The sequence below is a fragment of the Rhodanobacter denitrificans genome, assembly GCF_000230695.2.
Classification (GTDB): Bacteria; Pseudomonadota; Gammaproteobacteria; order Xanthomonadales; family Rhodanobacteraceae; genus Rhodanobacter; species Rhodanobacter denitrificans.
In genome coordinates this window covers 1,884,107-1,902,622 of sequence record NC_020541.1, presented here as the reverse complement: position 1 = coordinate 1,902,622, position 18,516 = coordinate 1,884,107, and the positions used below count along the sequence as shown (strand labels likewise).

Annotated in this window: 18 protein-coding genes; 10 read left to right on the top strand and 8 right to left on the bottom strand. The window is 62.8% G+C overall.

All coding sequences use genetic code 11. The features are described 5' to 3' along the window. The first annotated feature begins 33 nt into the window (after positions 1–33). Positions 34–741, top strand: a complete 708-nt coding sequence (locus R2APBS1_RS08545; RefSeq protein ID WP_015447629.1) for a VIT1/CCC1 transporter family protein — start codon at positions 34–36, stop codon at positions 739–741. 210 nt (positions 742–951) lie between these two features. Here the strand turns inward: R2APBS1_RS08545 and R2APBS1_RS08540 are convergent, their stop codons facing one another. Beyond that, on the bottom strand, positions 952–1,200 hold the full coding sequence (locus tag R2APBS1_RS08540) for a heavy-metal-associated domain-containing protein (protein ID WP_015447628.1): 249 nt from the start codon (positions 1,198–1,200) through the stop codon (positions 952–954). Between the two features lie 154 nt (positions 1,201–1,354). On the opposite strand from R2APBS1_RS08540, the gene R2APBS1_RS08535 reads away from it, so the two are divergent. From R2APBS1_RS08535 to R2APBS1_RS08515, 5 genes are all read left to right on the top strand, one after another. Then, positions 1,355–3,793, top strand: a complete 2,439-nt coding sequence (locus tag R2APBS1_RS08535) for a heavy metal translocating P-type ATPase (protein ID WP_015447627.1) — start codon at positions 1,355–1,357, stop codon at positions 3,791–3,793. Between the two features lie 12 nt (positions 3,794–3,805). Next, positions 3,806–4,267, top strand: a complete 462-nt coding sequence (gene cueR, locus R2APBS1_RS08530; protein WP_015447626.1) for a Cu(I)-responsive transcriptional regulator — start codon at positions 3,806–3,808, stop codon at positions 4,265–4,267. A gap of 133 nt (positions 4,268–4,400) precedes the next feature. Next, on the top strand, positions 4,401–6,359 hold the full coding sequence (locus R2APBS1_RS08525; RefSeq protein ID WP_236127009.1) for an FTR1 family protein: 1,959 nt from the start codon (positions 4,401–4,403) through the stop codon (positions 6,357–6,359). A 12-nt stretch (positions 6,360–6,371) separates the two neighbouring features. Next, positions 6,372–6,995: a cation efflux transmembrane domain-containing protein gene (locus R2APBS1_RS08520; protein ID WP_015447624.1), complete on the top strand. Its 624-nt coding sequence runs from the start codon at positions 6,372–6,374 to the stop codon at positions 6,993–6,995. Further along, positions 6,992–7,579 (top strand): phosphatase PAP2 family protein, encoded by a 588-nt coding sequence (locus tag R2APBS1_RS08515; protein ID WP_015447623.1) that lies wholly within the window; start codon positions 6,992–6,994, stop codon positions 7,577–7,579. The genes R2APBS1_RS08520 and R2APBS1_RS08515 overlap by 4 nt, the downstream gene beginning before the upstream one ends. Positions 7,580–7,610: 31 nt before the next feature. Here the strand turns inward: R2APBS1_RS08515 and R2APBS1_RS08510 are convergent, their stop codons facing one another. Genes R2APBS1_RS08510 through R2APBS1_RS08490 form a run of 5 tightly spaced genes read right to left on the bottom strand, consistent with a single transcriptional unit; the run spans position 7,611 to position 14,379 of the window. Next, on the bottom strand, positions 7,611–8,681 hold the full coding sequence (locus R2APBS1_RS08510) for a cation diffusion facilitator family transporter (RefSeq protein ID WP_244868514.1): 1,071 nt from the start codon (positions 8,679–8,681) through the stop codon (positions 7,611–7,613). Further along, a complete protein-coding gene (locus R2APBS1_RS08505) occupies positions 8,668–8,991 on the bottom strand; it encodes a P-II family nitrogen regulator (RefSeq protein ID WP_015447621.1) in 324 nt (107 codons plus the stop codon). The genes R2APBS1_RS08510 and R2APBS1_RS08505 overlap by 14 nt, the downstream gene beginning before the upstream one ends. Continuing rightward, complete coding sequence (locus tag R2APBS1_RS08500; RefSeq protein ID WP_015447620.1) at positions 8,988–12,122, bottom strand: efflux RND transporter permease subunit; 3,135 nt, start codon at positions 12,120–12,122, stop codon at positions 8,988–8,990. Before R2APBS1_RS08500 ends, R2APBS1_RS08505 begins: the two co-directional genes overlap by 4 nt. Beyond that, positions 12,122–13,219, bottom strand: a complete 1,098-nt coding sequence (locus R2APBS1_RS08495; RefSeq protein WP_015447619.1) for an efflux RND transporter periplasmic adaptor subunit — start codon at positions 13,217–13,219, stop codon at positions 12,122–12,124. The genes R2APBS1_RS08500 and R2APBS1_RS08495 overlap by 1 nt, the downstream gene beginning before the upstream one ends. Beyond that, the gene (locus R2APBS1_RS08490) at positions 13,216–14,379 is read right to left on the bottom strand and encodes a TolC family protein (protein ID WP_041676707.1); all 1,164 of its coding nucleotides are present in this window, start codon (positions 14,377–14,379) and stop codon (positions 13,216–13,218) included. Before R2APBS1_RS08490 ends, R2APBS1_RS08495 begins: the two co-directional genes overlap by 4 nt. Positions 14,380–14,452: 73 nt before the next feature. On the opposite strand from R2APBS1_RS08490, the gene R2APBS1_RS20060 reads away from it, so the two are divergent. Further along, positions 14,453–14,953 (top strand): hypothetical protein, encoded by a 501-nt coding sequence (locus R2APBS1_RS20060; protein ID WP_157769708.1) that lies wholly within the window; start codon positions 14,453–14,455, stop codon positions 14,951–14,953. 108 nt (positions 14,954–15,061) lie between these two features. On the opposite strand, the gene arsC is transcribed toward R2APBS1_RS20060, so the two are convergent. Together arsC and arsH are read right to left on the bottom strand one after the other, a co-directional pair. Beyond that, positions 15,062–15,499 (bottom strand): arsenate reductase (glutaredoxin), encoded by a 438-nt coding sequence (arsC, locus tag R2APBS1_RS08480; RefSeq protein WP_051061200.1) that lies wholly within the window; start codon positions 15,497–15,499, stop codon positions 15,062–15,064. A 20-nt stretch (positions 15,500–15,519) separates the two neighbouring features. Further along, positions 15,520–16,305, bottom strand: a complete 786-nt coding sequence (gene arsH, locus R2APBS1_RS08475; protein ID WP_015447616.1) for an arsenical resistance protein ArsH — start codon at positions 16,303–16,305, stop codon at positions 15,520–15,522. Positions 16,306–16,377: 72 nt separating this feature from the next. Between arsH and R2APBS1_RS08470 the strand changes: the two genes are divergently transcribed. The 3 genes from R2APBS1_RS08470 to R2APBS1_RS08460 are packed head-to-tail and all read left to right on the top strand — an operon-like array spanning position 16,378 to position 18,498. After that, a complete protein-coding gene (locus tag R2APBS1_RS08470; RefSeq protein ID WP_015447615.1) occupies positions 16,378–16,887 on the top strand; it encodes an arsenate reductase ArsC in 510 nt (169 codons plus the stop codon). After that, positions 16,884–17,972: an ACR3 family arsenite efflux transporter gene (gene arsB / locus R2APBS1_RS08465; RefSeq protein WP_015447614.1), complete on the top strand. Its 1,089-nt coding sequence runs from the start codon at positions 16,884–16,886 to the stop codon at positions 17,970–17,972. The genes R2APBS1_RS08470 and arsB overlap by 4 nt, the downstream gene beginning before the upstream one ends. A gap of 13 nt (positions 17,973–17,985) precedes the next feature. Then, a complete protein-coding gene (locus tag R2APBS1_RS08460) occupies positions 17,986–18,498 on the top strand; it encodes an arsenate reductase ArsC (RefSeq protein WP_015447613.1) in 513 nt (170 codons plus the stop codon). Positions 18,499–18,516 lie beyond the last annotated feature (18 nt).

The following is an 18,516-nucleotide window of genomic DNA, read 5'->3' as shown; positions in this document are numbered from 1 at the left end:
AGAAAGCGCCGCCAACAGGGAGAATGACCGCAAATGCCCTTGCAGAGTTCTGACAAACATCGAATCGGCCGCAGCGGGTGGCTGCGCGCGGCTGTCCTGGGTGCGGATGATGGAATTCTTTCGACCGCAAGCCTCGTGCTGGGTGTTGCCTCGGCACAAGCCACTCACACAGCGATCCTAGTTGCCGGTATGGCGGGATTGGTGGCCGGCTCGATGTCCATGGCCGCCGGTGAATACGTCTCCGTTCACTCACAAGCCGATACGGAAAAGGCTGAATTGAACCGCGAACGTCAACATTTGCGTAATGACGATGATGGTGAGCACAGGGAGCTGGCCGCGATCTATGCCAAGCGTGGACTTGATCCCAACTTGGCCAGCCAAGTCGCAGCTCAATTGATGAGTCACAACGCGTTGGATGCCCATGCGCGCGACGAGTTGGGTATCACCGAGACGCTCAAGGCACGCCCATTGCAAGCCGCGTTGGCCTCGGGGCTCAGCTTCTTTGCGGGCGCTGCATTGCCGTTGCTGGTGGTCGCCCTCGCGCCCACGGAAATGTTGATCGTACTGGTGGCGGCCACTTCGCTGATCTTGCTTACGCTACTAGGCGGTTTGGCAGCGTATGCCGGTGGGGCGAATATGGTCCGGGGTGCATGGCGCATTAGTTTTTGGGGGATGCTTGCGATGGGCGTTACCGCTGGCGTCGGCAAAATCGTCGGCTCGGTGTTCGGGGTTGGCGGATAACTGAAGCCAAGCGTACGCGCTGTCTCGGTACTGACGGTCGCATCACCTCGTTGGGTGAATACATCGCCGAGGAGTGTGCTGATCGCGATATCGTCTTCCACAATGACAAGACGCATCGCTCCATAGCGGCGCTCCCTCGGGTCTATCAGGCAAAGGCTGCGGAGCCCGTCAGCTGATATCGCCCCATCCAACATCAGCTTGCTTCCATGGTCATGTGTGACAGTGCCCGCAGCACGATTCGGAGGTCGACGGAGCCTGACTGCTGATCTCAGACGTTGCGTGATAGCCCGCCGCTTCCATCGCCGCGACGGCGGCCGCCGAAGTAAAACGACCTTCTGTCTGAACCCTTCCGCTCAGCAGATCAACATCGACCTTGGCGTGGGCATCGAGGTCTTGCAAGGCGGCGGTGATGGCTCGGACACAGTGTCCGCAGGTCATGTTGTCGACTGAAAATTGCATGGTGATCTCTCCATCGTCAGGCAGGCTGCCAGTGGGGAAAAGAATGAGGCTTGCCATGGTGGGAAGGTCAAGCCTCAGCGCTTTCAGCCGGCATGCTTGACCTTCCCATGATGGGAGACATCATGATGGCGCTCCCTCTCGGGAGTTCCTCCTCATGAACACTCACGCCACACCACTTTCCTCTCCAGACACGCCATCCATTGTCCGCTTCGGTATTGTCGGAATGACGTGCGCCTCTTGCGTCGGGCGCGTCGAGCGGGCCCTGAAGGCGGTGGCCGGGACGATCGATGCGACGGTGAACCTCTCCACCGAGCAGGCGACGGTGCGGACATCCACGCCGCAGGCGTTGCCGGCCCTCCACGCTGCCGTGGCAGCCGCCGGTTACGAGGCTGCCATCGACTCGGTGGCGCTGCGGATTGAAGGCATGACCTGCGCGTCCTGTGTGGGACGCGTCGAACGCGCCCTGCGTGCAGTGCCGGGGGTCATCGCGAGCAGCGTCAACCTGGCCACCGAACGGGCTGCCGTCATGATCAACGCGGGGACCGATGCCGCCTTGTTGATCAAGGCGATCGTGGACGCCGGTTACCAGGCCAACATCGCGGATGCGGAGTCATCTTCCGTACCGACTCCGACGAAGTCCGCCGGTGCCGCCAAAGAGCGTCGTCACCTGATCTGGGCCACGATGCTATCGCTGCCATTGATGGCACCGATGCTGGCCATGCCATTAGGTATTCACCTGATGCTGCCCGGCTGGCTGGAGTGGCTGTTGGCCACGCCCGTGCAATTTTGGTTGGGTGCCCGGTTTTACCGGGCGGCGTACAAGGCAGTGCGGGCACGCACTGGCAACATGGACCTGCTGGTGGCCATGGGCACGTCGGCTGCCTACGGTCTTAGCGTCTTTCATTTGCTACGCGATGGTATCGGCGTCAATCACGCGCCGCTGTATTTCGAGGCCTCCGCCGTACTGATTACCCTGATCCTGCTGGGCAAATGGCTGGAGGCGCGAGCCAAGCGACAGACCACCGAAGCGATTCGCGCCCTGCAGTCCTTGCGCCCCGAGCAGGCGCGTCGGCGCGAAGGCGATCAGGAAATCTGGGTACCGTTGGAGATGATTCGCGTGGACGATGTGGTCGTCGTGCTTCCCGGTGAACGCATTCCGGTCGACGGTCTTGTGCTCGAAGGCATCTCACAAGTCGACGAGTCACTCATTACCGGGGAAAGCATGCCGGTGGCCAAACACACGGGCGATGCCGTCATTGGTGGTGCGATCAACGGTGAAGGCCGGCTCGTGCTGGCTACGGAGGCAGTCGGCGCCCAGAGCCGACTGGCGCGGATCATTCGTGCCGTGGAGGACGCCCAGGCCAAGAAGGCGCCGATCCAGCGCATCGTGGATCGTGTGAGCGCAGTCTTCGTACCTGTCGTCATCGTCTTGGCACTCATCACCCTGCTCGCATGGGGTGTGAGTACCGGCGATTGGAGTCGCGCGATCCTCAATGCGGTGGCCGTGCTGGTCATCGCCTGTCCCTGTGCCTTGGGTCTGGCCACGCCCACCGCGATCATGACCGGTACCGGGGTGGCTGCTCGCGCAGGCATCCTGATCAAGGACGCCGAGGTGCTTGAGGTCGCGCGGTCGGTCACCGTGGTCGCCTTCGACAAGACCGGCACTCTGACCGAAGGTCGCCCGACGTTGGTGCAACGCCTCGCGATCCGTGGCGACGACAACGCGCTGTTGGACGATGCCGCCAGTCTGCAGGCCGGCAGCGAGCATCCGCTGTCAAAGGCCGTGCTGCAGGCAGCGACGGACGGTCAGCGCCGCATCGTGCCAGCGACGAAGGTGGCGGCCGTGGTCGGTCGTGGTGTGCGTGGTGACGTGGCAGGGCGCGAACTCGTTCTGGGTAGCGAACGCTGGATGGACGAGTTGGGTGTGGATCGCAGCGTGATGGAACGCATCGGCCTTGGGCTAGACGCCAGCGCGCAAACTACCGCGTGGCTGGCCGAGCGCAGTGCGACAGGCACCGTGGTGCGCGGCGTTCTCACCTTTCGCGATGCGCCGCGCACGACAGCGCGCGAGGCCGTCGACCAGCTGCATGCACTCGGCTTGCGCACGGTCATGATCTCCGGTGACCGCCGCGCCGCCGCCGAGGCCATCGCCACCGAACTGGGTATCGACACTGTGATTGCCGATACGCTGCCCGAACAGAAGGCGCAGGCTGTCACAGCGCTTACCGATGCCGGCGACCATGTCGCGATGGTCGGTGATGGCATCAACGATGCGCCGGCGCTTGCCGCAGCCGCCGTCGGCTTTGCGATGGGGTCCGGCACCGATGTGGCGATGGAAACCGCCGGGGTGACCCTGATGCGCAGCGACCCGCGCCTGATTGCTGATGCAATCGAGATTTCGAGGCGTACCACGCGCAAGATCCGTCAGAATCTATTCTGGGCCTTCATCTACAACGCAATCGGCATACCTTTGGCTGCCCTGGGCATGCTCAATCCGATGATCGCTGGGGCCGCGATGGCGCTGTCCAGCGTCAGTGTGGTGGGCAACACCTTGTTGCTGCGCCGCTGGCGTCCCCATACCCACGAGGAATGACTGGAGACACCGATGCCACGTCCTGCGCTACGCCCCGAAGCCGCCGATGCACGTGCTCTGGGACTGCACACCATTGGCGAAGCCGCGCTCGCCAGCGCGGTCACCGCCAAGATGATTCGTCACTACGAGTCGATCGGACTCATGCCGACCGCAGGTCGCACGTTCGCCGGCTATCGCCTGTACGCCGAGAGCGATCTGCATCGCCTGCGCTTCATCAAACGTGCGCGAACCTTGGGGTTCTCGATCAAGGAAATCGAGCAACTGCTAAGTCTGTGGGACGATCGACAACGGGCGAGCAGCGAGGTGAAGCAATTGGCGCTGCAACACGCCAGGGCACTGGAACAGAAGATCCGCGAAATGGAATCCATGCGCGCCACGCTCACGGATCTGGCCCGGCGCTGCCATGGCGATAATCATCCGGATTGTCCAATTCTGGAAGATTTGGCGGGGACGAGCCGGAAAGCAACGAATTAACCGTCAGGGTTGAGTTCGTTGCGACGCGAGGGGCACGTTTGGTAACGAGAACATTGTCTGGCGAGCAACTGCTGACGAACGATCGAAGGGCGAGTACCATGCATTAATGATAACGACTCTTATTCGCAGTGCCTTGCGCAAACTGTCCATAGCGGCGCTACTCCTGTGCGGTGTGACGACCTTTACGGTGATGGCTCAGGATGCCACTACGACCGTTCCACAAACGTGGCAGATGCTGGATTACCTGGCGACCGACTACGCTGGTGCGGTGAAGGATGGCGCGGTGATCAGCGCGTCCGAGTACGCCGAGATGCGGGAATTCACGGCGACGACTCGATCGCGCATCGACGCGTTGCCACCGACCGCGACCACGCCCGCACTCATGAAGCAGGCCGATACATTGGTGGCCTCGGTCGATGCCAAGGCGGCGCCAGCCCAAGTGGCGACGCAAGCGCACGCGCTGGCCGATGCGTTGCTGCAAGCGTATCCGGTGCCGACCGCTCCAGAACACGCCCCCGATCTGGCGCGTGGGGCGACGCTCTATCAGAACCGGTGCGCCGCCTGTCATGGAGCGACCGGCCATGGCGATGGTCCGGCCGGCCTGCAACTGTCGCCCCACCCGGTGAACTTCACCGACCAGACGCGGGCGGATCAGCGCAGCGCGTTGTCGTTGTACGAGGTGATCAGCCAAGGTGTGGAAGGCACGCCGATGGCGAGCTACGCGCAGCAGCTGTCGTCCGACGACCGCTGGGCACTGGCTTACTACGTGGGTTCGCTGGCTTACACCCAGGAATCCGCCACTGGCGCTGATACCTGGCAACACGACACCGCCGCCCGTGCACAGATCGCCGACTTGAAGGAATTGTCGCGTGTGCGCGTCGCGCAGCTGACACCTACCCTCGGTGCGGAGCGTGCCCGGGCGATCGTGGGCTATTTGCGGGCACACCCCGACGTCATTCATCAGCAGGCGTTGGCGGGCATCCCGTTGGCGCGCGCGCGACTGGCGGCGAGCCTGACGGCTTATCGTGCCGGAGCGAAGACGCAAGCCACCCAACTGGCACTGTCCGCCTACCTCGATGGCGTGGAGCCGGTCGAACCGCAACTCAACGCACGGGACGGCGCGCTGCGCGCTCAGCTTGAAACGGCGATGGGTGCCTATCGCACCGCACTGACGAGCAGCACCTCGGTGGCATCGGTGGCGAAACAGTCCGATGAGGTCGATGGCCTGCTGCTGCGTGCGCAAGAAGTCACTAGCGATGCTGCTGGCGATGCCGCCGCCACTTTCCTGGGGGCTTTCACCATCTTGGTACGAGAGGGTCTGGAAGCCCTGCTGGTCGTGGTCGCGTTACTCGCCTTCCTGCGCAAGGCTGCGCGACCCGAAGCACGGCGCTACGTGCATGCCGGCTGGAGCCTTGCGTTGGTCGCCGGCGGCGTTACCTGGGCCATTGCCAGCTATGCCATTTCCATCAGTGGCGCTGGCCGTGAGTTGACCGAGGGGCTGTCGTCGCTGTTTGCGGCGTTCGTGCTCCTTGGGGTCGGTCTGTGGATGCACCAGAAAAGTATCGGCGGTCGCTGGCAGGCGTATCTGAAGGAAAAGATGGCTGCCGCGCTCAACCGACGTTCCGCCTGGTTCTTGTTCGGGCTGGCCTTCATCTCGGTGTATCGCGAGGTGTTCGAGAGCATCCTGTTCTATGCCGCCCTTTGGAATGACGGCCAGGAAGTGTGGCTGCTCGGCGGTATCGCCGCCGGTGCGGCGGCGCTGGGGTTGATCGCCTGGGTGCTGTTGCGCACCAGTCATCGGCTGCCGATCGGTACGTTCTTCTCCGCCAGTTCCGTGCTGATCGCTGTGCTTGCTGTCGTACTGACCGGCAAGGGCGTCGCCGCCCTGCAGGAGGCCGGCTGGGTGGCGGTGAGCGTCGCCCCGGTGCCGCATATCGAACTGCTGGGCATCTATCCGACCTGGCAATCCTTGCTGGCCCAGTTGGCAATTCTGGTGCTACTGGCTGTCGGGTTCGTGTTCAACATCCGTCGTGGCCGCCAGCCCTTGCCGTCACCCCAGGGAGCCCAGGAAGTGGTTCCCGATGCAAAATGAAGGCGATAGGACATGAGTGAATGTGGTTGCCATGCTGAAGGCAGCAACGAAGCGGAGCGACGCATCCTGCGCTTCGCGCTGGTTCTCAACGCCACGATGTTTGTGGTCGGTGTGATCGCCGGTCTGATCGCGCAATCGATGGGGCTGGTCGCCGATTCGCTGGACATGCTCGCCGACGCGAGTGCGTACGGCATCGCGCTCGTCGCTTGGCAGCGCACCGCAAGCTTCAAGGCATCGGCCGCCACTCTGAGTGGCACGTTGCTGCTGATCCTGGGCGCGGGTGTCCTCGCCGGCGTAGTGTGGCGACTCGTCGCGGGCAGTCATCCCGAGGGTGGCTGGATGATGGGTATTGCCTTCATCGCCTTGATCGTGAATGCCACCGTGCTACGGTTGTTGGAGCGGTTCCGTCACGGCGAAGTGCATCTGCGCGCCACGTGGCTGTTCACGCGAGTCGACGTCATCGCCAACCTGGCGGTGATCGTCTCCGGTGTGCTGGTGCTGCTTCTACACAGTGCGGTCCCCGATCTGGTCATCGGTGCGGCCATCGCCTGCTATGTGCTGAAGGAGGCGTTCGGCATCCTGCGCGAAGCGAAGGAAGCACGGGCCGCTGCCCTTGCACCGATCGGCAAACCATGACATCGCCGATCTCGGGGTTCGGCACCTTGGCGTACGCCGTTGACCTGCGACTGTTCCACGCCATCCATCCGTCTACACCGCCATCGTCCGCGATGCTGCAGGTGGCGCGCGGCTTGGCCGATGGGCCATTGATCCTGACCGCCGCTTTTCTTGGGACGATGCTGATGGTTCCTCGGTGGTCGATGCGCTCTACCGCCCTGAAAGCATCGGTTGCCGCCGCAGCGACATTGCTCGCGAATCTGATCATTGGCTTGATTTGGGATCGCGCACGCCCCTTCGTGGCCGGTGCCGGTCAGGCGTGGGTATCTCATGCGGCGACCGGCAGTTTTCCCAGTGATCATCTGACCGCGCAGTGGGTCATCGCCGGCATGCTGTTGCTGGATCGACGTACCCGAGCCTGGAGCCTCGCGATTGCGCTGCTCGGCCTGCCCATGGCATGGGCACGCATCTACTTGGGAGTGCATTATCCCGGCGACATGCTCGGCGCTCTGGCGATGGGGGCTCTGGCTATGTGGATTGGCTGGGGGTGGCTTCGCCGCCCTGCGACGACGCCTGCCATCGTGTCCTCATCGTCACCGACGTGAGGTGCCGTTCATCGCCAGCACAGCGACGCCCTTAGTGCGCCCCGCCAGTTGAGGCAAAGCTGCAACCTGCGGCGCTGGCCGATTCGTCGGTGGCTCCATGATCGGTTTGCAATGTCGTGTGCGTGATCTTGAAACGATCGTGCAGCATCGCTTCGACCGCCCGGCGCACGTCGTGGCAGTCGATGTCGTGGTTCACATAGATGTGCCCCGACAGTGCCGGCATGCCCGAGGTCACTTCCCATACGTGCAGGTCGTCCAGTCGGGTCACGGCGGGCAAAGCACGGATCGCCTCGGCAATCGTGACTGGATCGAGGCCGCGCGGTGCTGCCTCCAGAAAGATACGTCCCGATTCGCGCACCAGCCCGATGCCGGCTTTCAGCATCAATCCGGCCACGACCAGCGCGGCGATCGAATCCACGCGATTCCAGCCGGTCCACCAAATGATGCCACCGGCAATCGCGGTAGCAATAAAGGCATACAGATCGGTGAGGATGTGCTGAAAGCTGCCTTCCACGTTGAGGCTCTGTCGGTTGGCCTTGCTCATCGCCCACACGGCGAGCAGGTTGACACCGATGCCGATCACCGCAATTACCGTGACCAGCAAGCCTTCCACCACCGGCGGATCGATCAGGCGACGAATCGCCTCGACGATGAACCACACCGACAGCAACAACAACGTCAGCCCGTTCGCCTGCGCACTCAGGATTTCCACGCGCTTGAGCCCGAACGTGTAGCTACCGCTGGCCGGTCGTTTGGCCAGGCGCATCGCCACCAGGGCGAGCCCGATCGAGCCGACGTCGGTAAGCATGTGGCCGGCGTCGGAAATCAAGGCCAGCGACTTGGCCAGCATGCCGACCACCACCTCGACCGCCATGAAACCGAGCAGCAACAGCAGCGCGATGGTCAGGTATTTCTTGTTCGCATCCGGTGCCACGCCGTGGCTGTGGTCGTGGTGATGATCGTGATCGTGTTTGTGTGGCTCTGACGTGCTCATCGAAGTCTCCCGTGCGGCGGTCACCTTACGCGACCGCTGCAGCGTTATGTAATGACACCCGGAAGGATGGGCGGGCGTAACCCGCCCATCGCCTTCAGTCCACGGCACCGTCGATGGGCCATGCCCGATCCACCGTGCTCTGATAGACCCAACCGGCCACGCTCTGACCGGTGCGTCCGTGCAGGCGAATCAGTTGTACCGCGCGATCAGCCTGATCGTCCTCGCAGAACACTTCGAGCTTGATCTGCCGGGTAACCCGTTCGCCCAGCTCCATTGAATAGATCTGTTCCTGGGCGCTGAGCGCGGTGAGCAGACCTTTGACGTCGCTGACGGACAGGTAACGAAATCCACCGTCCTCCAAGGCGTGGATGACGTCGACCACGCGACCGCGGTGGATGAATGCCTTCACTTCTTTCATGGGGTGTTTTCCTTGGCCAGGCGCCTTGCGGCGCGTTCTTCGATCCAGTCGTAGAGCACCGGCAGCAGTACCAGCGTCAGCAACGTCGAGGTGATCAGGCCGCCGACCACCACGGTAGCGAGCGGACGCTGGGTTTCCGCACCGACGCCGCTGGAGAGCAGCATCGGCACCAGGCCCAGGATCGCCACGCTGGCGGTCATCATCACCGGCCGCATGCGCAGCGCGGTGCCGCGGATCACCGCCTCCCGCACGGGCAAGCCTTTCTCACGTTGCTCGTTCAAAAAACTCACCAGCACGATGCCGTTCAACATCGCCACGCCGAACACCGCGATGAAGCCGATCGCCGAGGGCACCGACAGGTATTGCCCGGTGATCGCCAACCCGACGATGCCGCCAATAGTGGCGAACGGCACGTTGGCCAGGATCAGCGTGGCGTGCTTTACCGAGTTGAACGCGGTGTAGAGCAAGACGAAGATGAAGAAGATCGTCGCCGGCACGATCAGCGACAACCGCTTCAACGCCCGCTGCTGGTTCTCGAACGCGCCGCCCCACTCGCTGTAATAGCCAGTCGGCAGCCTCACCTGTTGCGCGATGGCCGCGTTGGCATCCTTGACGAAGCCGTCGATGTCACGACCGCGCACGTCCATCTGGATCACCGCATAGCGTTGCAACTGCTCGCGACGGATGAACGAATAGCCTTCCGCATCACTGACCTCGGCCACCTGCGACAGCTGCACCAGCGCACCGCTGGCGGTGCGGATCGGTATGCGCTGGATCGCCGGCAGGGACGCCTTGTCGGCATCGTCCAGCCGTACCGCGATGTCGAAGCGCTTCACGCCATCGAGCAGCGTCGTCACGGGTTCGCCGCCGATGCCGTTCTTCACCACGGTCAGCACGTCGTCGGCGTTGAGGCCGTAACGGGCCAGCGCATCGCGATCCACCTTGATGCGGATCTGCGGCTTGCCGATGTTCGCCTCCAGCGCGAGATCGGCCACGCCCGGCACGCCGGCCAGCACATTCTTGATGCGGCCGCTGAGACGATCGAGCTCGCCCAGATCATCGCCGTAAATCTTCAACGCCAACGTGGCCCGCACGCCGGAGATCAGTTCCTCGATGCGCATCTGGATCGGCTGGGTATAGCTCACCACGGCGGTGGGCAAGGCGGCCGACAACTCCTTCTGCATTGCCTCCTCGATGCTTTCCAGCGTCTCGCCCTTGCGCCATTGGTCCTTGGGCTTGAGCGGTGTGTAGACCTCCATGTAGTTCACGTCGGCGGTCTCGCCTTTTTCAGCGCGGCCAATCATCGCCAGGGTAGTGTCCACCTCCGGAAACTTCTGCTTGATCAGCGCCGACACCTGTCTGGAGATGTTGATCGATTCATCCAGCGAGGCCGACGGAATCGACGTGATGCGCCACATGATGGCACCCTCTTTCAGGTTGGGCATGAACTCCTTGCCCAGGAACGGGAACAACGCCAGGCTGCCGATCAAGGCACCGGCAGCGATGCCCAGCACCAGCTTGCGCCGCGCCAGCGCCCAGGCGAGCACCGTGGCGTAATGGCGTTTCAGGAACGCGACCAGCCAGGTGTCTTTCTCTTCCTTGGGCTTCAACACCAATGCGGCCAGCACCGGAATCAGCGTCAGCGCGAGGATCAGCGAGCCGGCCATCGCGAAGCTGATGTTGAACGCCATCGGCTTGAACATCTTGCCTTCCAGCCCCTGCAGGCTGAACAGCGGCAGGAACACCACGATGATGATCAGGATCGCGAACGCCATCGGGTTAGCCACCTCGCGGGCGGCTGCCAACACGGCAGCGGTACGATCCACCGGACCGCCGTGCGCCTTGCGTTCGGCCATGATGCGATAGGCGTTCTCCACCATCACCACCGCGCCATCCACCATCATGCCGATACCGATAGCCAGCCCCGCCAGCGACATCAAGTTGGCCGACAGCCCCACCTGGTTCATGCAGATGAAGGCGATCAGCATCGCCAACGGCAACGCCACAACCACCACCAACGCGCTGCGGAACTCGCCCAGGAACAGGAACAGCACCAGCGCCACCAGGATCGAACCTTCCACCAGCGCGCGCACGGCAGTACCCACCGCCGCGTTGACCAGTTCGGTACGCTCGTACACCGGTTTCACGACCACGCCCGGCGGCAAGGATTGCTTCACCGTATCGAGCTTGGCTTTGACCGCATCGACCACGCTCTTGGCGTTCTCACCAATACGCGCCAGCGCCATGCCCAGCACGACTTCCTTGCCGTCGCGCGTCACCGCCCCGGTGCGCGGTGCCCCGGCCTCGGTAATGGTGGCCACGTCCCGCACGTAGACCGGCGTGCCGTCTTCGGTCTTGAGCACGATGTTGCCCAGATCCTTGGCGTTCTGGATCAAGCCCAGTCCGCGCACGAGATACTGCTCGCGCCCCACGTCGACGAAGTTGCCGCCGACTTGCGCGTTGTTCGCCTGCAGCGCCTCAATCACGTTCTTGAAGCCGAGTTTGTGCGCGATCAATTTCATGGGATCGATGCGCACCTGGAACTGTTTTTCCTGCCCGCCCCATGAGCTGACGTCATCGACGCCCGGCGCGGTGCGCAGGATCAAACGGATGGTCCAGTCCTGCAGTGTGCGCAGATCCATGTCGTTCGGTGCCGTACCGGCTGTGGTGCCTCTCAGCGTGTCGTCGGCGCGTTCGACCGTGTACCAGAACACCTGGCCGAGACCGGAGGTGTTCGGTCCCATTTCCGGTTTGCCATAACCCGCCGGCAAACGATCGCCGACCTGTTGCAGCCGCTCGTTGACCAGCTGACGGGCGAAGTAGATGTCCATGCTGTCGTCGAAGTACACCGACACATACGACAAGCCGAACAGGCTCACCGAGCGGATCTGTTCCACCTTGGGCAAGCCGGCGAGTGCCGACTCCACCGGAGTGGTGAGCAATTGCTCCACATCCTCCGCTGCGAGTCCCGAGGCTTCGGTGTAGACGTTGACCTGTACCGGCGTCACGTCCGGGAAGGCATCGATGGGTAGCTGACGCACGGCCTGAAAGCCGAGAAAACCGATCACCACGAAGATGATCAGTACCAGCACCTTGTAGCGCAGAGAGAATTCAACCAGACGTTCCAGCATCATTCTTCTCCCAGCTGCGAGCGCAGCAAGCGGGCCTTTAAGGCGAACGCGCCCTTGCGCACGTAGGTGTCGCCGGATTTCAGGCCCTGCGTGATCACCGTCCAGCCATCACGCGTATCGCCAACCATGACTGATGCCGGCTCGAACGGGCCATTGCCTTTGGCGAGGAACACGGTCGGCTGGTTCTGCAGCAATACGATTGCTTCAGCCGGCACCGCGAGCTTCTGCACGGCGCTACCGGCGGCGATGCGCGCTTCGACCAGCTCACCCGGGTGCAACAGATCCTTGCGGTTGTCGACTTCGATGCGCACCGGCACCGTGCGGGTGCGCTCATCGGTCTGATGCGAGCGCTGGACGACCTTGCCGGGTATCTCGGTGTCATGCACGAGGATGCGGGCATCGGCATCGGGCTTGACCCGTTCGGCATCGGCCGGTGCCATCTGCGCGACGACCCAGACCGAATCTTCCTTGACCAGGGTGAACAAGGTGCGGCCGGGTTCCACCCGCTCACCGACCAAAAATTCATCGGTGGTGACGCGACCGGCGGCGGGCGCAAGCAGCTCGAAGCTGCCATCCGCACCGGCCGATCCCTTGCGCAGCAACCCACCGATCTGACCGTCGGACAAGCCGTAGGCGCGCAACTTGGCGCGTGCCTGGTCGCGTTGCACTTTCGCCTCGTTGTAGCGCCGGGCCGACACCGCCTGGGGCCCGAGCGACGCGATCCGTTGCCAGTCCTGTTCGGCTACGATCAACGCACCTTGCGTGGTGGCCACCTCGACGCTGGAGAGCACGACCAGCGCATCGCCGGCCTTCACGACGTCACCCAGCTTGGCTTTGCGGGCGAGCACCTGCGATTCCACGCGCGGCGACACCAGTACGGTGGAGTACGCGTCGGCTTTCACTTCACCAGGGGCTTTGAGTTCATCCGTCAGTGCACGGGGAGCAGCCTTGTCGAGGACAATACCGGCGTCCTTGATCGCCTTGGCGTCCAGTGCGAGCGGATTGGCGGGCGCCGGTTCCTGTGCCAGGACGGGGCCGGCCAGCGCAGCGAGCAGCGCCAATCCCAGCAGGCTGCGTTTCAAAAGAGAAATAGTCATCGGGTCATGTCCTGATTGTGGCCGTCCTGAGTACGGCCATCGAGCCAGTCGGTTAGACGGCCCGCAGCGGTGAGGTAGTCGAACCAGGTCTGCCAGGTTTGGCTTTCCAGTTCCTGGCCGGACAACGCGGTATCCAGGCTTTGCTTGAGTTGCACGAGGTAATCGGAGGTGCTGATTTCACCAGCACGCCAGAGCTTTTCCAGTAGCGTGGTGCGATCCTCGAACGCCGCGGCACGGCCGCTGCGGAACGCTTCAGTCGCACCGCGCAGAGCGGCGTAACGGGCTTGCGCTTCCTGTAATCCCGCGCGCAATACAAACTGGCGCGAACGCACGCCGGCCGCGGCTGCGTCGGCTTCCGCCCGGGCGGCATCCACTTCGGCGCGTCCGGTGTTGAGCACCGGCAACGGAATGGACACACTCACGCCGATCACCTGATCGGTGCGTGGCCCACTGCGCACCTGGCCACCGGTCAGGCTGAGTGTCGGATCGGGAATGCGCGCGCGACGTGCGACCTGCACGCCCGCCTCGGCGCTTGCTTGCTGAGCGCGGGCCTGACGCAGTTCAGGCAACTCGTCGACGGGCAATGGCATCACACTGTCCGTCGCTGGTGACAGCCCGTTGGGCAGTGGTGGCAGGGCCATGGGTTGATCGCCACTGATGGCCAGCAATGCCGCACGGGCTGCCGCTTCGTTACCGGCGAGCGTGGCTTGTTGCACCTGCGCCTCGCCGAGTGCCAGACCGGCCAGATCGCGTTCGGGGCTGCTGATGTCACCGACCTTGAGTCGCTGGGCGGCCAAATCGTCGAAGCGCTGCATCAACGCGAGACGACGGCGACCCAGTTCACTTTGTCGAGCCGCGAGCACCGCTGTCGACCACGCCGTCAACCAGCGGGCGGCGACGTCACGACGCCGCACGTTGTAGCTCGCCTCGGCGGCGAGCAGGTCGGCCTCACCCTGGCTGGTGCGAGCGCGACGCTTGCCGGACAGATCCAGTGGCAGACTGATGCCGGCCGTGCGCCGATTGACATCGGCGTTCTCCGCATCGAGCGACAGCGAGGGGTTGTACAGCGGTTGCGCGGCGGCACGCGCACGGGCCCGGGCGGCGTCGAGATCCGCACGAGCCGCCTGCACCTCGGGGCTGGCTTGCCAAATGCGGCGCATCGCCTCTTGCAGCGAGGACGATGCCAACGATGGCGCGGGGGCCACTACCGGTGGGGAAGGATGGGTTACGGGGGTGGCACTGAGTATTGCCGCGTACAGCAGACACACGGCGCCAAAGGGCACCGAACGTAAAACAGACATGAAGCTATCTCCTCAAAACGATCACGAAGCGAGGAACCGCACAGGCGGTTTCATCGCAGAACGGGATTGTTCTCAGGCGATGGGAGGGCGCAGCAGCGAGCCGGTCATGGCCGGCGTGAATCCCGAATGGATGGTGAGCGGCGCGAAGCGCGGCTCCATTCTGGCGATGGACATCGGCGCAGTGGCCGGCAACGTCACCGAGTGCGCACAGGCACAATGGCAACCGGCACCTTCACCCAGAAGACAGGTGTTCACATCGTCAGCCGATACCGTGCTGACGGCGGTATCCGCCAATAAGGTGGCCGGAGCAGCAGCAGTCGCCAAAACGAATTGCGCCCGCGGTCCATCGGCAACGCAGATTGATCCGCTGACCAGCTTGATCAGCAATACAGCCACAGCCAACACCCATAGGCCGCGATGGCGGCGCAGGTGACTCAGCAGTGATGATCGGGCGCATGGCATCTAGCCATGTTACCCAGCCTCGTAGGTGTTAGACAATTTCATTTGCTCTCCGAACGGTTTGACGACTCACGCAAAAACATCAACGCGGGTCAGCATCCGGGAAGATCGCCAAGGGCTCGCGGCCTACGACAACTTCCCCATCTTCCTTGGTGAACGGTTGGAGGTTTGGCGGAAGGATGTTCAGTACGACTTCGGAGGGACGACACAGACGTGTGCCACGTGGTGTCACCACAAAGGGGCGATTGATGAGGATCGGATGCTGCAACATGGCGTCGATGATGACGTCGTCGGTGATGCCGGCCTCGTCCAACCCCAGCTCGGCGAAGGGCGTTCCCTTTTCACGCAACGCCTCACGGGGCTTGAGCATGGCTTCGTCGATAAGCTTGGTTAGCTGTTTACGACTGGGCGGCGTTCTGAGATATTCGATCACCGTGGGCTCGATGCCAGCGTGGCGAATCAAGGCCAACGTATTGCGCGAGGTTCCGCAGTCCGGGTTGTGATAGATCGTGGCGGTCATCGGTGTCGTCGTATTCATCGTCAGCAGGCTCCACTGAAACAACAGCTGGTCTTGGCCGGTTCCACCACGACCGGAGCCGGCGCCGCTTCTTCGGTCACGCCGGCAGCCACCAACAAGGCATGTGCCTCAGCCGCACCTTTGCGCTCGCTATAGCGGTCCACCAGATAGTCGCTGCGATCGCGCACCATCAGGGTGAACTTGAACAGTTCCTCCATGACGTCCACAACGCGATCGTAGAACGGTGATGGCTTCATCCGACCCGCATCGTCGAACTCCTGCCAAGCCTTGGCGACCGATGATTGATTCGGTATGACCACCATGCGCATCCAGCGGCCCAGCACGCGCAGTGCATTGACGACGTTGAACGATTGCGAGCCACCGCTGACCTGCATGACCGCCAGGGTGCGCCCTTGGGTCGGTCGCACGCTGCCCTCTTCCAGTGGCAACCAGTCGATCTGATTCTTGAAGACGGCTGTCACCGAACCGTGGCGCTCGGGGCTGACCCAGACCTGGCCTTCCGACCACAAGGACAGCGCCCGCAACTCCTGCACTTTGGGATGCGTGTTGGGCACGCTGTCCAGAATGGGCAACTCATGTGGATCGAACACGCGGGTCTCGGCGCCGAACTGGCGCAAGATGCGCTCGGCTTCCAGGGCCAACTTGCGACTGAACGACTGCGGACGCAGTGATCCATAAAGGATCAGGATGCGCGGCGGATGGCTAGAGTCCGCCGGCAGCGCCAGTTTGGCCAGGGTTGGGGTATCCAGCACATCGGCGGCAATGTGGGGCAGATCCGGCATCGTCATGGGTATGTTTCCTGTTGCTTTGACTAAATGATTCTATCATTATGGAAATATAGAAGCCAATTCGAGACCGTCATGCATCCGTGCCGCGTTCTATTCATCTGCACGGGCAATTCCGCCCGCAGCATCCTGTCCGAAGCGACCCTCAACCATTTGGGCAAAGGCCGCTTCGAAGCCTTCAGCGCGGGCAGCCAGCCGACCGGCCGCGTCAACCCCTATGCGATCGGCGAGCTCAAGGCCCTCGGCATACCCACCGAAGGACTCAGCAGCAAGTCCTGGGATCGCTTCACGGGGGAGGGTGCGCCGCCGCTGGATATCGTCATCACGGTCTGCGACAACGCAGCGAATGAGACGTGCCCGGTGCTGTTCGGCGATTTTGTGAAAACCCACTGGGGTCAGCCCGATCCGGCGGCAGCCCACGGTGAAGGTGCCGTGATCGAAGCCTTCCGGCTTGCCCACACGCTCGTGCTTTATCGAGTCAACGCGTTGCTGAACCTGCCGGTGGAAACGATGAGCCGGGACGAGTTGAAGTTGGCCCTTGATCACATCGGCACCATCACCGACGCCGATGAGGAACACGCATGAACCAGTTGTCAGCTGAAGTGGTCGACGCCGATCCGGATACGGCCAGTGGCAGCCGCATCGGCTTCTTCGAGCGCTACCTCACAGTCTGGGTCTTGCTGTGTATCGTGGTGGGCACGCTTCTGGGTCACTGGCTGCCGGACACTTTTGAGGCCTTGGGGGGCATGCAGGTCGCGCAAGTCAATCTGCCAGTGGCCGTGCTCATCTGGTTGATGATCATCCCGATGCTGTTGAAGATTGATTTCAGCGCGCTTGGTGGCGTGCGCCGTCAGTGGAAAGGCATTGGCGTCACGCTTTTCATCAATTGGGCGGTGAAGCCGTTTTCGATGGCGCTGCTGGGTTGGATATTCATCCGCCACGTCTTCGCCGGCTACCTTCCTGCTGACCAGCTCGACTCCTACATTGCCGGCCTGATCCTGCTGGCCGCGGCACCGTGCACGGCGATGGTGTTCGTGTGGAGCAATCTCTGCCACGGCGAGCCGAACTTCACGCTGAGCCAGGTCGCCTTGAACGACACGATCATGGTCGTGGCGTTTGCGCCCATCGTGGCGCTGCTGCTGGGCATCTCTTCGATCACGGTGCCCTGGAACACGTTGCTGTTGTCGGTGCTGCTCTACATCGTTGTGCCGGTGGCTATCAGCGTGGTGCTTCGTCGTTGGGTGCTCTCGCGAGGCGGCGAGCCACAGCTGCAGAAACTGCTACAGCGCCTGGGACCGGCGTCCTTGTTCGCGCTGCTGGCCACCCTCGTGCTGCTGTTCGGTTTTCAGGGGCAGCAGATCCTGGCCCAGCCGGCGGTAATCGCGATGCTGGCCGTGCCGATCCTGATCCAGGTGTATTTCAACTCCGGACTGGCCTACGTGCTCAACCGTCGGTTCGGGGTGCCCCATTGCGTGGCCGGGCCCTCGGCGCTGATCGGGGCCAGCAACTTTTTCGAGCTAGCCGTCGCCACCGCGGTGGGTCTGTTCGGCGTGCACTCCGGCGCCGCGCTGGCCACCGTGGTTGGCGTGTTGATTGAAGTGCCGGTGATGTTGTCGGTGGTTCGCATCGTCAACGGCAGCAAGCGTTGGTACGAATTAAAGCAGGCTTGAGCGGAGCATCGTCATGCAGGGTCACTACAACGTGTTGTTCGTCTGCACCGGCAACTCGGCGCGTAGCATTTTGGCCGAAGCGACCGTGCATCACTTTGGCCGCGATCGTTTTCATGGCTACAGCGCCGGAAGCCAGCCCAAAGGTTTCATCTACCCCCAGACGCTGGAGGTGCTCAAGGCCGTGGATCTTCCCATCGATGGGCTTCGCAGCAAGAGCTGGGCGGAGTTCATGGCACCGGAAGCGCCGGTGATGGATTTCGTGATCACCGTGTGTGACCAGGTGGCCGGCGAGGTTTGCCCCGCGTGGCCCGGTGCGCCTATCACCGCGCACTGGGACATCCCTGATCCAGCGAAGGCGCAAGGCGATCAGGCCAGCGTTTACAAAGCCTTCGTGCTGGCCAGGAACCTTCTGCAGCAACGGATCAGCTTGCTGCTCAATTTAAACTTGACGGCCTTGGATCGGCTCGCGCTGTCCAGTCGGCTTGATACCATCGGTAAAGCGCCCAGTAACGGCGCAGCCGGTTGATCCGGTGGTGAGCGCAAG

Bases quoted from the DNA above. Each gene is read 5' to 3' on its own strand.
- R2APBS1_RS08545 (WP_015447629.1), top strand. From the start codon at position 34: ATGCCCTTGCAGAGTTCTGACAAACATCGAATCGGCCGCAGCGGGTGG.
- R2APBS1_RS08540 (WP_015447628.1), bottom strand. From the start codon at position 1,200: ATGCAATTTTCAGTCGACAACATGACCTGCGGACACTGTGTCCGAGCC.
- R2APBS1_RS08535 (WP_015447627.1), top strand. From the start codon at position 1,355: ATGAACACTCACGCCACACCACTTTCCTCTCCAGACACGCCATCCATT.
- cueR (WP_015447626.1), top strand. From the start codon at position 3,806: ATGCCACGTCCTGCGCTACGCCCCGAAGCCGCCGATGCACGTGCTCTG.
- R2APBS1_RS08520 (WP_015447624.1), top strand. From the start codon at position 6,372: ATGAGTGAATGTGGTTGCCATGCTGAAGGCAGCAACGAAGCGGAGCGA.
- R2APBS1_RS08515 (WP_015447623.1), top strand. From the start codon at position 6,992: ATGACATCGCCGATCTCGGGGTTCGGCACCTTGGCGTACGCCGTTGAC.
- R2APBS1_RS08505 (WP_015447621.1), bottom strand. From the start codon at position 8,991: ATGAAAGAAGTGAAGGCATTCATCCACCGCGGTCGCGTGGTCGACGTC.
- R2APBS1_RS08500 (WP_015447620.1), bottom strand. From the start codon at position 12,122: ATGCTGGAACGTCTGGTTGAATTCTCTCTGCGCTACAAGGTGCTGGTA.
- R2APBS1_RS08495 (WP_015447619.1), bottom strand. From the start codon at position 13,219: ATGACTATTTCTCTTTTGAAACGCAGCCTGCTGGGATTGGCGCTGCTC.
- R2APBS1_RS08490 (WP_041676707.1), bottom strand. From the start codon at position 14,379: ATGCGCCGCATTTGGCAAGCCAGCCCCGAGGTGCAGGCGGCTCGTGCG.
- arsC (WP_051061200.1), bottom strand. From the start codon at position 15,499: ATGACCGCCACGATCTATCACAACCCGGACTGCGGAACCTCGCGCAAT.
- arsH (WP_015447616.1), bottom strand. From the start codon at position 16,305: ATGACGATGCCGGATCTGCCCCACATTGCCGCCGATGTGCTGGATACC.
- R2APBS1_RS08470 (WP_015447615.1), top strand. From the start codon at position 16,378: ATGCATCCGTGCCGCGTTCTATTCATCTGCACGGGCAATTCCGCCCGC.
- arsB (WP_015447614.1), top strand. From the start codon at position 16,884: ATGAACCAGTTGTCAGCTGAAGTGGTCGACGCCGATCCGGATACGGCC.
- R2APBS1_RS08460 (WP_015447613.1), top strand. From the start codon at position 17,986: ATGCAGGGTCACTACAACGTGTTGTTCGTCTGCACCGGCAACTCGGCG.